Consider the following 15,080-nt stretch of genomic DNA (forward strand, 5'->3'; position numbering starts at 1 on the left):
TGCTTGTCTAGGCTGCGGCCAGCGGGGGCTGAGCGCGCTCGTCAAGCCGTAGTTTCTCGCAAAGATCACACGCTTATGGCGAGTGAATCACGCAATTCTCACGTTGCTCTGGTAGGCAACTTGCATGAAGCTCACCGGCTCGGTGGTCTTGATTCTGGCGTTGGCGGGCCCCGCGGCAGCGGCCGTCCAGGGCGCCGGGGAGTACACGGACTGCGTGCCGTCGTCGCCGCAGGTCACGTTCGAGCCCGGCTACGCCGTGAGCATGTGCTTCGAGTACGAACGAGGCGGCGAGCCGGCGCAGGCGGACGCGATCGACTTCGGGCTCGGTTCGCGTCAGTCGGGCCTTCTCTGGTTCTTTGATCCGGACAACGCGGAGGTCTTGATCAAGGTCCTGGACGGGTGTGAGATGAACGGCCACCGCTGGGTGCTCGTGGCGCCGGTGACGACGCTGGCCTTCAACCTGTCGGTCGAGGAGACGGCCACCGGCAGGAGGTGGGTACACCGGAATCCGCGCGGCGGCGTGACCGCGGAGGCGAGGAGCGATCTGACGGCCTTTCCGTGCGGGCCGGCGGCGGCTTCATCGACGTCCTTGACGTGGCCCGGCGCCTCCTTTGCGGCACCGCTGACGGGCTCCATGACGGACGTTCGGCACGCGGTCGCCGGTGCGGCCGCGGATTGCGCGCCCCGGCCGGTGACGACCCTGGGCGGCGGCTTCACGGTCAGCATGTGCGTCGAACACGAGAAAGACGGCGAAGTCGTCGTGACGCAGGCGCGGGACTACGGTCTGGACTCCAGCCAGTCCGCCTTGCTGTACTTCTTCGAGCGCGACAACGCGGAGGTGCTGGTCAAGGTCCTGGACGGGTGTGCCCTGAACGGCCACCGCTGGGTGTTCGTCGCGCCGGTGACGACGCTCGGGTTCAAGCTGTCGATCGAGCCGCCCGGCGGGGGGGCCGCCTGGACGCATGCGAACAGCTTCGGCCGGACGGCCTCGGCGAGGAGCGACCCGGAAGCGTTCCGCTGTGCCGACGACGAGCAGCCGGGAGGCCCCGACTCCCTTTCCGGTCAGGTCGTCGGCTATCGGGGCGCCTGGCCGGACGTCGAGGTGATAGTGACCGCGAAGGGTGTCCTCCGGGTCGCGACGCCGGACTCCTTCGGCCGTTTCCGGTTCGATGGCCTCGCGGCCGGCCGCTACGCCGTCAAGGTACACGCGGCAGGTCACCGCACGACGCCCGCCCGGATGGTCGACGTTCCGCAGTGGGGCGGCCCTCCGGAACCGTTCGACCTGACGCCGATTCCCACGGACCCGTTCGTCTTCCACTGGGAAGAGGACCAGAGCACGGCGGGCACCGAGTACTCGGCTGCGGTCAACCGGCCGCGCGAGATCGAGTTCGAGGACGAGCCGGTCAGGGTGGTCGACAACTCGTCGGCGAACGCCCTGGCTCACGACTACAACATGCTGCTGGTGGATTCCGACGATGCTTCCTGGTCGCAGGAGCACGCGTGGCGGCTGTTGACGACCATGCGTTCCATTCCGCAGGAGACAAGGGACCCGTACCGCGCGCAGTCGCTGGTGGCTTCGCAGTGGCTGCTGACGCCCAGGTACCTGGAGGGCGACATCGAGGTGAGGACGGACCGGTCTTCTCCCGTCGTCCTGGTTTCCGAGGCCGCCTTCGTCAACGCGAATCCACGCGTGGCGACGGTGGACGGCAAACGGGGAACCTGGTTCTCAAAGCGACTGCACCACGCTCTCGTTCGGTTCGTGACGGACAACGGCCGCGACGTCGACGCCTACGAGCGGATCTTCGAGGAACGCTACGGCGTCACGACGGAGATACGCGACTACGCCTCCCTGACCTCGCCGACCGGGAACGAGGGCGCGGGCCGTTTCCAGCGTTTCCACCCGGAGGAGATCGTCACGCTGCTCAACATGCTCGAGGAGTTTCCGAGCGGCATGCGCAAGACGCAGGGTCTCACGCATCTCGTCCGGCGCCTCGACGGCACGCCTCATCCCGTGTATCCGGGAGCACCGGCCGTAGCCTGGCCGGACGCCGGCTACATCGAGTTCATGGACACGGCGTTTCTTTCGTCCGACGTCGACTACATCCACCGCCTGGTGATTCACGAGAAGGCGCACTTCCTCTGGGCTCACGTTTTCGACCAGCGGACCCGTGACGACTGGGCCCGGGTCGGTGGCTGGTACGAGGATCCACAGAGTCCGTCCGGCTGGTCCACCACGAAGACGACGGAGTTCGTCTCCGCCTATGCGCACCTGAAGAACCCGAACGAGGACATGGCGGAAACGATCTCCTACTTCATCATCGAGCCGGGCAAGCTCAGATCCCGGTCGGTCGCCAAGTACGAGTTCGTGCGAGACCGGATCATGCAGGGGAACCTGTATCTCTCCCGGATCCGGGAGGACCTGACGTTCCAGGTGTACAACCTGTTTCCGGACTACGTGTTCCCCGGCAAGGTTCGCCGCGTCGACATCAGGGTGACGGGCGGAGCCAGGGAAGACAAGGAGTTCCGCATCGAGATCGAGCTGCATGCGCTCGACCGTGATCTTGAGGGCGCGCGCCACGCGCTAGTACGGGTAAACAGCAGCGTCGGTACGTTCTTCGATCTGTATCTCGACCCCGTGGATGGGAACGGCAACCGGATCGAGGAGGGGACCGTTCTCGTGGGCACGAAGAAGCTGAGCCGGTACAGCAAAGCGGGCTACTGGCTTCCAATCCAGCTCAAGATCGTGGACAGGGTCGGCAACCGGCGCTACCAGAGAGGCGACGATTTCGGATGGAAGCTCTATGTCGACAACTTCCTGGAGGACTGGACGCCGCCGGAGTACGTCCCCGACACCGCCCGTCTCAGCAGGGGCCGGGAAAGAGTGGTGGAAGGCCGCGTCGTCCAGTCGATCGAAGCGACCTGGGAGGTGAGTGAGAACAACCTCATGCGGAAGAGCTGGCCATGCCATGCGTCCATCAACGACGAGATTCTCTCGACGCATGCGCTGGGAGAGGGCGGGGCTTTCGAGCCTGCGGAGAACCTGTGCCGAGTGAACTTTCCCATGCCGGACTACATGCCGTCTTCGATGTACTCCCTGAACTACGTCAGGATGGTCGATCGGGCCAGAAATTGGGGTGGCGCCAGGTTCACCAGCGAGCCCGGGGACGAGGAGCCTCAGCGGATCCGGGTGCGGACGGCCAATTCGGACACGGAACCGCCCGAGCTCGACCTGAACAGGATGAGCGTCGACGCGGAACCCACGAACCCTGAACAGCCGAACGGCGAGACGATCGTGAGGTTGAGTTTTCGCACCCGCGACAACATCTCGGGCTACACGCACACATCGATCCACTTTCTCGATCCGCAGGGGATCACCCACCATGTCTGGGCGTATGACGACGAGAGAGGCTATGTCTTTCCGCTGAGCGATCCGACCAGGTGGAAGGAGCACACGATCGTGCATGTCCTGCCGCCCGGCTCGGCGCCGGGAACCTGGGGCGTTTCGAACATGCGGCTCATCGACCGGGCCCACAACTTCGTGCACCACGACTTCACGGAAGTGATCCACTTCACAGTGGACTGAGGCGGCGGGTCTGCAGATGGGCGCGAGCATGGAGTGCTTCAGTCGTTTCTTCGTGAGGTCGCAGGTCGCCAGGCTTGCCGGCTCCGTCATGTGTCTTCTGGCGTTGAGCGGTCCCGCGGCGGCGGCCGTCCAGGGCGCGGGGGAGTACACGGACTGCGTGCCCTCGTCGCCGCAGATCACGTTCGAGCCTGGCTACGCCGTGAGCATGTGCTTCGAGTACGAGCGGGATGGCGAGCCGGCGCAGGCGGACGCGATCGACTTCGGGCTCGGCTCGCGTCAGTCGGGCCTTCTCTGGTTCTTCGACCCGGACAACGCCGAGGTCTTGATCAAGGTCCTGGACGGATGTGAGATGAACGGCCACCGCTGGGTGTTCGTCGCGCCGGTGACGACGCTCGCGTTCAACCTGTCGGTGGAGGAGACGTCTACGGGGAAGAGGTGGTTGCACCGGAATCCGCGGGGCGGCGTGACCGCGGAGGCGAGGAGCGATCTGACGGCCTTTCCGTGCGGGCCGGCGGCGGCTTCATCGACGTCCTTGACGTGGCCCGGCGCCTCCTTTGCGGCGGCGTCGCCGGGACCCATGGCGGACATCCGGTACACGGTCGCGGGTGCGACCGCAGATGTCGCCGGTGCGGCCGCGGATTGTGCGCCCCGGCCGGTGACGACCCTGGGCGGCGGCTTCACGGTCAGCATGTGCGTCGAACACGAGAAAGACGGCGAAGTCGTCGTGACGCAGGCGCGGGACTACGGTCTGGACTCCAGCCAGTCCGCCTTGCTGTACTTCTTCGAGCGCGACAACGCGGAGGTGCTGGTCAAGGTCCTGGACGGGTGTGCCCTGAACGGCCACCGCTGGGTGTTCGTCGCGCCGGTGACGACGCTCGGGTTCAAGCTGTCGATCGAGCCGCCCGGCGGGGGGGCCGCCTGGACGCATGCGAACAGCTTCGGCCGGACGGCCTCGGCGAGGAGCGACCCGGAAGCGTTCCGCTGTGCCGACGACGAGCAGCCGGGAGGCCCCGACTCCCTTTCCGGTCAGGTCGTCGGCTATCGGGGCGCCTGGCCGGACGTCGAGGTGATAGTGACCGCGAAGGGTGTCCTCCGGGTCGCGACGCCGGACTCCTTCGGCCGTTTCCGGTTCGATGGCCTCGCGGCCGGCCGCTACGCCGTCAAGGTACACGCGGCAGGTCACCGCACGACGCCCGCCCGGATGGTCGACGTTCCGCAGTGGGGCGGCCCTCCGGAACCGTTCGACCTGACGCCGATTCCCACGGACCCGTTCGTCTTCCACTGGGAAGAGGACCAGAGCACGGCGGGCACCGAGTACTCGGCGGCGGTCAACCGGCCGCGCGAGATCGAGTTCGAGGACGAGCCGGTCAAGGTGGTCGACAACTCGTCGGCGAACGCCCTGGCTCACGACTACAACATGTTGCTGGTGGACTCCGACGACGCCTCCTGGTCGCAGGAGCACGCGTGGCGGCTGTTGACGACGATGCGTTCCATTCCGCAGGAGACGAGGGACCCGTACGGGGCCCAGTCGCTGGCGGCTTCGCAGTGGCTGCTGACGCCTAGACACCTGGAGGGCGACATCGAGGTGAGGACCGACCGGTCTTCTCCCGTCGTCTTGGTCTCCGAAGCCGCCTTTGTGCACGCGAATCCCCGGATAGCGACCGTGGACGGCAAGCGGGGAACCTGGTTCTCGAAGCGGCTCCACCACGCCCTCGTGCGGTACGTGACGGACAACGGCCGGGACGTCGACGCCTACGAGAGGATCTTCGAGGAACGTTACGGCCTCACGACGGAGATACGCGACTACGCCGCCCTGACCCGATGGACCACCGGCGAGGGTGCGGGCCGTTTCCAGCGTTTCCACCCGGAGGAGATCGTCACGCTGCTCAACATGCTCGAGGAGTTTCCGAGCGGCATGCGCAAGACGCCGGGCCTCACGCACCTTGTTCGGCGCCTCGACGGCACGCCCAATCCCCGGTGGCCAGAGGCCGCGGCCCTCGCTTGGGATCAAGCGGGCTACATCGAGTTCATGGACAAGGCCTTCCTGTTGTCCGACGTCGACTCCATCCACCGCCTCGTGATTCACGAGAAGGCGCACTTCCTCTGGGCTCACGTCTTCGACCAGGGGACCCGCGACGACTGGGCCCGGGTCGGCGGCTGGTACGAGGATCCGCAGAGCCCGTCGGACTGGTCCACCACGAAGACGACGGAGTTCGTGTCCGCCTACGGGCACGAGAAGAACCCGAACGAGGACATGGCCGAGAGCATCGCCCACTTCATCATCGCGCCGGACAAGCTGAGGTCCCGGTCGGTCGCCAAGTACGAGTTCGTGCGGGATCGGATCATGCAGGGGAACCTGTATCTCTCCCAGATCCGGGAGGACCTGACCTTCCAGGTGTACAACCTGTTTCCGGACTACGTGTTTCCCGGCAAGGTCCGCCGCGTCGACGTCGCGGTGACGGGCGGAGCCATGGAAGACAAGGAACTCCACGTCGAGATCGAGCTGCATGCGCTCGACCGGGATATCGAGGGCGCTGCCTGGGCGTCCGCCCGAGTGGTCAGCAGTGTCGGCACGTTCTTCGAGCTCCGTCTCGACCCCGTGGACGGGAACGGCAACTGGATCGAGGAGGGGACGGTACTCGTTGGCAAGAAAGAGCTGAACCGGTACAGCAAGGCGGGGTACTGGCTTCCGCTCCAGCTCGTGATCGCGGACAGGGCCGGCAACGAGCGCTACCAGAGAGGCGACGACTTCGGATGGAAGCTCTATCTCGACAACTTCCTGGAGGACTGGGTGCCGCCGGAATATGTTCCCGGCACCGCCCGCTTCGACATGGGCCGGGACAGAGTGGTGGAAGGCCGCGTCGTCCAGTCGATCGAAGCGACCTGGGAGGTGAGTGAGAACAACCTCATGCGGGAGGGCAGGCCATGCCATGCGTCCATCAACGACGAGATTCTCTCGACGTATGCGCTGGGACAGTACGGGGCTTTCGAGCCCGCCGGGAACCTGTGCCGAGTGGACTTTCTCATGCCGGACTACATGCCGTCGTCGACGTACTCCCTGGACGACGTCAGGATGGTCGATCGGGCCAGCAATTGGGGTGGCACCACATTCACCAGCGAGCCCGGGGACGAGGAGCCTCAACGGATCCGGGTCCGTACGGCCAACCCGGACACGGAACCGCCCGAACTCGACCTGAACAGGATGCGCGTCGACGCGGAACCCACGAACCCTGAACAACCGAACGGCGAGACGATCGTCACGTTCACTTTTCGCGTGCGCGACAACATCTCGGGCTACCTGGGTGGGGCGATCATCCTTCGCGATCCACAGGGCATAGATCACTTCGTCTACGCGCGTTATGCGGACAGCTACCTTGTCTTTCCGCGGGGCGATCCCACCAGATGGGAGGAGCACACGGTCGTGCACGTCCTGCCGCCCGGCTCGGCGCCGGGAACCTGGGGCGTTGCCAACATGCGGCTCGCCGACCGGGCACAGAACTCAGTGCATCACGACTTCACGGAAGTGATCCACTTCACAGTGGACTGAGGCACCGGGTCGGCAGATGGGCGCGAGCATGGAGTGCTTCAGTCGGTTCTTCCCGAGGTCTCAGGTCGCAAGGCTTGCCGGCTCCGTCGTGTGTGTTCTGGGATTGGCGGGTTCCGCGGCGGCGGCGGAACAAGGTCCCGACTCCCTCACCGGTGAGATCGCGGGCTATCAGGGCGCCTGGTCGGATGTCGAGGTGCTGCTGACCGCGAAGGGCGTCCTCCGGGTCGCGACGCCGGACTCCTTCGGCCGTTTCCGGTTCGACGGTCTCGCCGCCGGCCGGTACGCCGTCAAGGTCCACGCGGGCGGTCACCGCACGACGCCGGCACGCATGGTCGACGTCCCTCAGTGGGGCGGTCCTTCGGAACCGTTCGACCTGACGCCGGTTCCCACGGACCCGTTCGTCTTCCACTGGGAACAGGACCAGAGCACGGCGGGCACCGAGTACGCGGCGGCCGTCAACCGGCCGCACGAGATCGAGTTCGAGGACGAACCGGTCAGGGTGGCCGACAACTCGTCGGCGCACGCCCTGGCTCACGGCTACAACATGCTGCTGGTGGATTCCGACGAGGCCTCCTGGTCGCAGGAGCACGCGTGGCGCCTGTTGGCGACGATGCGTTCCATTCCGCAGGAGACGAGGGACCCGTACGGGGCCCAGTCGCTGGCGGCTTCGCAGTGGCTGCTGACGCCTAGACACCTGGAGGGCGACATCGAGGTGAGGACCGACCGGTCTTCTCCCGTCGTCTTGGTCTCCGAAGCCGCCTTTGTGCACGCGAATCCCCGGATAGCGACGGTGGACGGCAAGCGGGGGATCTGGTTCTCGAAGCGGCTGCACCACGCCCTGGTGCGGTACGTGACGGACAACGGCCGCGATGTAGACGCCTACGAGAGGATCTTCGAGGAACGCTACGGCGTCACGACGGAGATACGCGACTACGCCGCCCTGACGCGATGGACCACCGGCGAGGGCGCGGGCCGCTTCCAGCGTTTCCACCCGGAGGAGATCGTCACGCTGCTCAACATGCTCGAGGAGTTTCCGAGCGGCATGCGCAAGACGCAGGGTCTCACGCATCTCGTCCGGCGCCTCGACGGCACGCCTCATCCCGTGTATCCGGGAGCACCGGCCGTAGCCTGGCCGGACGCCGGCTACATCGAGTTCATGGACACGGCGTTTCTTTCGTCCGACGTCGACTACATCCACCGCCTGGTGATTCACGAGAAGGCGCACTTCCTCTGGGCTCACGTTTTCGACCAGCGGACCCGTGACGACTGGGCCCGGGTCGGTGGCTGGTACGAGGATCCACAGAGTCCGTCCGGCTGGTCCACCACGAAGACGACGGAGTTCGTGTCCGCCTACGGGCAGCTGAAGGACCCGAACGAGGACATGGCGGAGACGATCTCCTACTTCATCATCGAGCCGGACAAGCTCAGAGACCGGTCGGTCGCCAAGTACGAGTTCGTGCGGGACCGGATCATGCAGGGGAACCAGCATCTCTCCAGGTACCGGTATCTCCCCCAGTTCCGGAAGGACCTCGCGTTCCGGGTGTACAACCTGTTTCCGGATCCCGGCAAGGTCCGCCGCGTCGACATCGCGGTGAGAGGCGGAGCCAGGGAAGACAAGGAAATCCGTGTCGAGATCGAGTTGCATGCGATCGACCGGGATCTCGAGGGCGCCGCCTGGGCGGCCACCCGGGTCTTCAGCAGTGTCGGTACGTTCTTTGATCTGTTTCTCCAGCCCGTGGACGGGAACGGCAGGAGAATCGAGCGGGGCACCGTTCTGGTGGGCACGATGAAGCTGAGCAGGTACAGCAAGGCGGGGTACTGGCTTCCGGGCCAGCTCAAGATCGGCGACAGGGTCGGCAACGAGCGCTACCAGAGAGGCGGCTTCGGATGGAAGCTCTATGTCGACAACTCCTTGGAGGAGTTGGTGCCGCCGGCGTACGTTCCCGGCACCGCCCGCTTCGACATGGGCCGGGACAGAGTGGTGGAAGGCCGCGTCGTCCAGTCGATCGAAGCGACCTGGGAGGTGAGTGAGAACAACCTCATGCGGGAGGGCAGGCCATGCCATGCGTCCATCAACGACGAGATTCTCTCGACGTATGCGCTGGGACAGTACGGGGCTTTCGAGCCCGCCGGGAACCTGTGCCGAGTGGACTTTCTCATGCCGGACTACATGCCGTCGTCGACGTACTCCCTGGACGACGTCAGGATGGTCGATCGGGCCAGCAATTGGGGTGGCACCACATTCACCAGCGAGCCCGGGGACGAGGAGCCTCGACGGATCCGGCTGCGTACGGCCAACCCGGACACGGAACCGCCCGAGCTCGACCTGAACAGGATGAGTATCGACGCGGCACCCACGAACCCTGAACAGCCGAACGGCGAGACGATCGTCAGGTTCAGTTTTCGCGTGCGCGACAACATCTCGGGCTACATGGATGGGGCGATCGTCCTTCGCGATCCACAGGGGATAAGCCACTACGTCTACGTGCGCTATGCGGATCGCGACTTGGTCTTTCCGCGGGAGGATCCGACCAGGTGGGAGGAGCTCACGGTCGTGCACGTCCTGCCGCCCGGTTCGGCGCCGGGAACCTGGGGCGTTGCCAACGTGCGGCTCGCCGACCGGGCCCAGAACTCCGTGCATCACGACTTCACGGAAGTCATCCACTTCACAGTGGACTGAGGCGCGCGAAGCTGGATCGAACGGACCTGGCGCCCGCGAGTCAACGATTCGTTGAGCTAGTCAACACTCCTGCGCAGGGTTTCTCGCAGGAGTTCGAGGCCGGTTTCTCGCACGCCTCTAGTGAGCTACCCGATGCCGCCGATGGTTACGCCTCTCGAATCCACCTGATCAGCTCGCGGAGGTTGGGCCGGTTGCCCTGACTGAGGATGCCGACCTTGTAGATCCTGCCCGCCACCCAGGCGGCGCCCCAGACGGTCACTGCCATCAGCACGATCGAGACGGCGACCATCCAGGCGGGTACGTCCCCCATCACGGCTCGGGGGTACATCATGATCGGGCTGAAGAAGGGGAACAGGGCCACCCAGTTCATCCACTGCATGTTGTTGCCCTGGAACGTCATCATCTGAAGCATGAACGGAATGATGATCAGGAAGATGAGGGGCGCTTGCGTCTGGCCCGCCTCCTGCAGATTCCTGCACATGGCGCCGACCGCGGCGAACAGGCTCGAGTAGAGGAAGTAGCCGAGCAGGAAGAAGACGACGAGCAGCAGAACGGCGCCGGGGCCCGGCAGGTACTGCCGGAACTGAGCCAACTCTTCGAAGTCCGAGGCGGCGGCGATCAAGGTCGGCAAAGCAAGGCTGGCCAGCAGAGCCACGCAGCCGATCCAGATCGCCACCTGGGTGAGCCCGACGGCTCCCACCCCCACGATCTTGCCCAGCATGAGCTGCCAGGGTCGCAGCGACGAGATCACCAGCTCGACGACCCGGCTCTGCTTCTCCTCGAGGACGGATTGCAGCGTCTGGGCGCCATAGGCGAGCATCATGATGTAGAGGATGATGCCGCCCGCGATGCCGGTGATCATCCCGGTGATCCGTTCGGCCTCGGCTTCCTCCGCTTCCTCCTCGTCGAGGCCCACTGGCTCGTACTCCAGCGAGCCGCCCTGGAACAGCCGCCGCACCGATTCGCCGTCCTCGAGCTGGCCGAGACGCAGGTCGACGACCTCCTCGACGATGGCCGCGCGCATCAACTGGCTGCGCACTCCGCCCGGCGGTTCCTTCGACCGGTAGGCGAAGACGGCTTCGCTGGCCGTCGTGTCGTCGAGCACGATGTAGGCCTCGAGTTCCTCGTCCAGCACCTGCTGGTCGAGCTCTTCGGTGCCGGTCCCGGGCGCGGCGAGTTCCACGTCGTATCCCGCCTGATCCAGAGCTTGCTGGACGCGTTCGCCGAGTTGTCCGTTCAGGTCGATCAGGGCGATCTGCCGCTCCGACTGCTCGGAGAGAACCGCCACGAAGCCGACCACCGCCATGATGCCGATCATGAGAAGGGGCATGCCCAGGGTCGAGAGGATGAAGGCCCTCGTCTTGACGCGCTCCACGTACTCGCGGCGGATCACCGACCAGACCTGCTTCATGACGCACCTCCCGTCTGCGAAGGGGCATCGTCGTCGCCGGGGTCCCCGGCATGGCGCACGAAGATCTCGTGCAGCCGGGGTTCCAGCAACTCGAACCTGCGCAGGCTGACTCCCTGCGCCACGACCCGGGCCAGAATCTCGTCTGGGAGCACATCGTCTTGAGGTGTCAGATGGAGCGCGTCGCCGGCCTCTTCGACCTCCGAGACGCCGGGCCAGGTGGCGACCGGGGGAGCCTCACCCTCGAACTCCACCGCCACGACGCCCGTGCGCTCGCGCCGCTTCAACTCCTTCAGGTCGTCGTCGAGCACCTTGCGCGACCGCGAAATGAGGCAGACCCGCTCGCAGAGCCGCTCCGCCTGCTCCATGAGGTGGGTCGAGAAGAGGATCGTCTTGCCGCGCTCCTTCTCCTCGAGGACGATCTCCTCCAGCACGTCCTGGTTGATCGGGTCGAGGCCGCTGAACGGCTCGTCCAGGATCAGCAGTTCCGGATCGTGGAGCACCGTGGAGATGAACTGCACCTTCTGCTGCATCCCCTTCGATAGCGCCTGCACCTTCTTGGACGCCCATTCGCTGAGTCCCAGGCGCTCGAGCCACGCCTCGGCCCGGGTGCGGGCGAGGGACCGTGGGACGCCACGGATCTCGCCGAAGAAGACGAGCTGGTCGAGCACCTTCATCTTCTCGTAGACGCCGCGCTCCTCGGGCAGGTAGCCGACGCGGCTGCGCCGGGTGAAGTCTGGGGCGCCGCCGAAGAGCTCCACCGAGCCGCCGTCGGGCAGGAGGATGCCCATCATCATGCGGATCGTGGTCGTCTTGCCCGAGCCGTTGGGTCCCAGCAGGCCGTAGATCGTCCCGGGCTCGATCGCAAGGTCGAAGTCATCGACCGCGGTGTGGGCGCCGAACGTCTTGCGGACGCCGGAGAGGCGTACAACGGTTCCGTTCTGAGTCATGGAGGCCTACTCCGTTCGTGGGGGCGGAGAGAGGATAGTCGATCGGTCTCGTGGCGCCGGTTAGGCTACGCCGACATTCTCAATGCCCGGGGACGGGAGAACGGAGGACGCGAGATGAAGAGCTCACGGAGAAGCGTCGTCGCCGCGGCGAGCCTGGTCGCCATGGCCTTGACCTTTGTGGCGGCTGCGACACCGGCCCATGCCGAGGAGATCCGCCCCGGCGTGTACCGGACTCCGGATGCCCGGTTCGAGAACCTGCCGGGCTTCGACTTCGAGCCGCACTACCTGGAGATCGACGGTTACCGCGTTCACTACCTTGACGAGGGACCTGCCGATGGCGAAGTGATCCTGCTGCTCCACGGCGAGCCGACCTGGGCGTACCTGTTCCGGAAGATGATCCCCGTTCTCGTCGAAGCGGGACATCGCTGCATCGTGCCCGACCTGATCGGCTTCGGGCGGTCGGACAAGCCGGCGAGCATGGACACCCACACCTACAGGTTCCACGTCGACGCGATGACCAAGCTGGTCGAGGCGCTCGACCTGCAGCAGGCCACCTTCTTCGGCCAGGACTGGGGCAGCCTGATCGGCTTGCGGGTCGTGGCGGAGAACGAGGACCGCTTCGCACGGGTCGTCCTCTCAAACGCCGGTCTCCCGGTTGGCGGAGCGGCCGGCCCGGAGGACTTCCCCGAGAACAGCGCCTTCATGCGGTGGAAGCAGAGGAACCAGGCGATGATCGACGCTGGCGACATTCCCACCGGCCGTATGCTGGCGACCAACACGGGCGACCCGTCGATCGCGGTCGCCTACGACGCGCCGTTCCCCGAGCCGGCCTACAAGGCCGGGGCGCTGATCATGCCGCAGCGGGTGCCGGTCTTTGCCGACGATCCGGCCAACGAGGCCAACCGCAAGGCCTGGGAGGTGTTCGAGAGCTGGGAGAAGCCCTTCCTGACGGCCTACGGCGACCGCGACCCGATCACGCGGGGCGGCGAGGTGCCGTTCCAGAGGCGAGTCCCCGGTGCCCAGGGCCAGCCGCATGTCAAGGTCGAAGGCGCGGGCCACTTCATCCAGGAAACGCACGGCGAGGAGCTGGCGGGGATCATCAACGAGTTCATCGCCGCGAATCCGGTGGAGTAGGTCGGGGCCGGCTGTCGCCGCGCCGAACTCTAGGTGTCGGAAGCCGAGTAGCCGAGATCGGCCGGGTTGCAGTTCCGGTGGTCGGGTTCCGGGTCGACCGCGAAGCGCTTCGCGGCAATCGTCGTGTGGCCCTGGACGAGCGCCTTGGCTATGCGGTGCATTCCGTCCATCACCCGGCCGTCCATTCCCAGGATGATGGGGTGCGCGAGGTCCGTCGCCTCGATCAGCGCCATGTGCTCGACCACTGACCGGACCGTCGGCCGGAAGTGGTCGCGGTCGAACCAGTAGACATGGTCGATCTCGGCGATGTCGGCGAGTGGCACCTCTTCGACGGGCAGGTCGGCGCTCAGTTCGATGAGGCGGTGGACGTCCCAGGCCTTCTGGCCGTCCTTGTCGGGCATGAAGTGGTACTGGCGCCGCATTCCCGCAGGCTATCGGGAGGGTGACGGTTCGCCGATAGGGCGCGCTATGCTCGCCGGCCTCTGTTGACAGTGAGTCTGATGCTCGGAAAGGAGCTTGGGATGTCGAAGTGGACCGTTCGGGCCCTGGTGTTTGCGGTGTTGTTGTGCGTGAGCGTCCCGGTGATGGCGGGAGACGAGAAGTCCGACGCTTCGTTGGGGCTGGTAGCCATCAACGTGGCGGACCTTGAGCGGTCCGAGAAGTACTACGCCGAGGTGCTGGGCTTCACTCGTGCCTGGCAGTACCCGCCGGACTCGGACGATCCGATCGAGATCGGTCTGGTGGCGCCCGGCGGCGGAGCTGGCCTCGCACTGGCCCACCTGAACGACGATCCGCTCCCTGAGGGCAAGGGCCGGTACGGCCGGATCATCCTCAACACGGCGAACGCCAAGGCTCTGGCGAAGAAGGCCGAGGCGGCTGGTTCCACGCTCCGGTGGGTCACCATTCCCGGCGACAACCCGCCGACGATCGTGTTCTTCCGCGATCCGGACGGCTACGAGATCGAGCTGTACCAGGCTGCGTCGCAGTAGGGGCGGTGAGGACCGCGGCGAAGGCGCTTCCGGTTCGCGCGCTCAGGATCGGGTCGTTACCAGGACGATCGTGAGCGTCACGAGCGACACCGCCGCGAGAATCCCCATGAACCCCAGGCTGAAGGCGACGAAGCGCGCGATCAGACCGGGCCACCCGCCTCCGTACACCCGGCGCATCGCCACCAGGAGGTAGAAGAGCGAGACGATCGCCACCAGTCTGATCACGATTGGGTGAGCAATTCCCTCGGCTGTCAGCATGGGCATTCCGATGATTGAGAGGAAGGTCCCGTAGTGGCAGCCGAAAGCCAGGTGCTCCTCCAGGTACCGTCGCCAGTAGACGAGTTTGAGCATCAACATCATTGCGACTGGGGTGAAGAGGTTCACGATCGGGTAGATCGTGTCCAGCCGCTGGTTGAAGCGGGCCTGGTAGGCGGGGTCTCGTAAGTCGGCGCCAAGCACTTCTTCAAGCGCCGCGATGTCCTCCTCGGTTTGGTTGGCGAGAAGCGCGTCGAGATCGGTGACGCCAGAAAGGCTCATCACCGCGAGTACCACAGCACTCGCTGCGATGTACAGCCGGATCGGCGAGGTGTACGCGAGCCGGCGCCCGGCTACGTACTCGGCGGTCAGGCGTCCCGGCGAGAAGAACAGCCGCGGCAATGTCCGCAGCAGCCGGATGTCGAGAACGGCAACCTGGCGGCCGAGGTCCCTCAACCAGTGATGGAGGGGCCGTAGCGGGGGGCGATTCTTGGCTCCGCACTGGGAGCAGAACCTGCCGGAGAGCGGTTCGCC

The 15,080-nt window shown here is 65.7% G+C and carries 9 protein-coding genes; 5 read left to right on the forward strand and 4 right to left on the reverse strand.

Annotation, left to right across the window (positions count from 1 at the left end; all coding sequences use genetic code 11):
* Nucleotides 1-124: 124 nt before the first annotated feature.
* From OXI49_06805 to OXI49_06815, 3 genes are all read left to right on the forward strand, one after another.
* Nucleotides 125-3,583: a hypothetical protein gene (locus OXI49_06805; GenBank protein ID MDE2690210.1), complete on the forward strand. Its 3,459-nt coding sequence runs from the start codon at nucleotides 125-127 to the stop codon at nucleotides 3,581-3,583.
* Nucleotides 3,584-3,599: 16 nt separating this feature from the next.
* Complete coding sequence (locus tag OXI49_06810; protein ID MDE2690211.1) at nucleotides 3,600-7,130, forward strand: carboxypeptidase-like regulatory domain-containing protein; 3,531 nt, start codon at nucleotides 3,600-3,602, stop codon at nucleotides 7,128-7,130.
* Nucleotides 7,131-7,218: 88 nt separating this feature from the next.
* Complete coding sequence (locus OXI49_06815; protein MDE2690212.1) at nucleotides 7,219-9,810, forward strand: hypothetical protein; 2,592 nt, start codon at nucleotides 7,219-7,221, stop codon at nucleotides 9,808-9,810.
* Nucleotides 9,811-9,955: 145 nt separating this feature from the next.
* Here OXI49_06815 and OXI49_06820 read toward each other — a convergent pair whose 3' ends face one another.
* The gene (locus OXI49_06820; GenBank protein MDE2690213.1) at nucleotides 9,956-11,221 is read right to left on the reverse strand and encodes an ABC transporter permease; all 1,266 of its coding nucleotides are present in this window, start codon (nucleotides 11,219-11,221) and stop codon (nucleotides 9,956-9,958) included.
* Complete coding sequence (locus OXI49_06825; protein ID MDE2690214.1) at nucleotides 11,218-12,168, reverse strand: ATP-binding cassette domain-containing protein; 951 nt, start codon at nucleotides 12,166-12,168, stop codon at nucleotides 11,218-11,220. The genes OXI49_06820 and OXI49_06825 overlap by 4 nt, the downstream gene beginning before the upstream one ends.
* Before the next feature lie 114 nt (nucleotides 12,169-12,282).
* Between OXI49_06825 and OXI49_06830 the strand changes: the two genes are divergently transcribed.
* Nucleotides 12,283-13,302: a haloalkane dehalogenase gene (locus OXI49_06830; protein MDE2690215.1), complete on the forward strand. Its 1,020-nt coding sequence runs from the start codon at nucleotides 12,283-12,285 to the stop codon at nucleotides 13,300-13,302.
* A 29-nt stretch (nucleotides 13,303-13,331) separates the two neighbouring features.
* On the opposite strand, the gene OXI49_06835 is transcribed toward OXI49_06830, so the two are convergent.
* Nucleotides 13,332-13,724: a hypothetical protein gene (locus OXI49_06835; protein MDE2690216.1), complete on the reverse strand. Its 393-nt coding sequence runs from the start codon at nucleotides 13,722-13,724 to the stop codon at nucleotides 13,332-13,334.
* A 99-nt stretch (nucleotides 13,725-13,823) separates the two neighbouring features.
* Here OXI49_06835 and OXI49_06840 point away from each other — a divergent pair, with 99 nt between their 5' ends.
* On the forward strand, nucleotides 13,824-14,291 hold the full coding sequence (locus OXI49_06840; GenBank protein ID MDE2690217.1) for a VOC family protein: 468 nt from the start codon (nucleotides 13,824-13,826) through the stop codon (nucleotides 14,289-14,291).
* Between the two features lie 42 nt (nucleotides 14,292-14,333).
* Here the strand turns inward: OXI49_06840 and OXI49_06845 are convergent, their stop codons facing one another.
* Nucleotides 14,334-15,002, reverse strand: a complete 669-nt coding sequence (locus tag OXI49_06845; GenBank protein MDE2690218.1) for a DUF3667 domain-containing protein — start codon at nucleotides 15,000-15,002, stop codon at nucleotides 14,334-14,336.
* Between the last annotated feature and the right edge of the window lie 78 nt (nucleotides 15,003-15,080).

The sequence above is a fragment of the Acidobacteriota bacterium genome (assembly GCA_028875725.1).
GTDB lineage: Bacteria > Acidobacteriota > Thermoanaerobaculia > Multivoradales > Multivoraceae > Multivorans.

Coding starts and splice junctions, on each gene's coding strand:
- OXI49_06805 (MDE2690210.1), top strand. CDS start 125: ATGAAGCTCACCGGCTCGGTGGTCTTGATTCTGGCGTTGGCGGGCCCC.
- OXI49_06810 (MDE2690211.1), top strand. CDS start 3,600: ATGGGCGCGAGCATGGAGTGCTTCAGTCGTTTCTTCGTGAGGTCGCAG.
- OXI49_06820 (MDE2690213.1), bottom strand. CDS start 11,221: ATGAAGCAGGTCTGGTCGGTGATCCGCCGCGAGTACGTGGAGCGCGTC.
- OXI49_06825 (MDE2690214.1), bottom strand. CDS start 12,168: ATGACTCAGAACGGAACCGTTGTACGCCTCTCCGGCGTCCGCAAGACG.
- OXI49_06830 (MDE2690215.1), top strand. CDS start 12,283: ATGAAGAGCTCACGGAGAAGCGTCGTCGCCGCGGCGAGCCTGGTCGCC.
- OXI49_06835 (MDE2690216.1), bottom strand. CDS start 13,724: ATGCGGCGCCAGTACCACTTCATGCCCGACAAGGACGGCCAGAAGGCC.
- OXI49_06840 (MDE2690217.1), top strand. CDS start 13,824: ATGTCGAAGTGGACCGTTCGGGCCCTGGTGTTTGCGGTGTTGTTGTGC.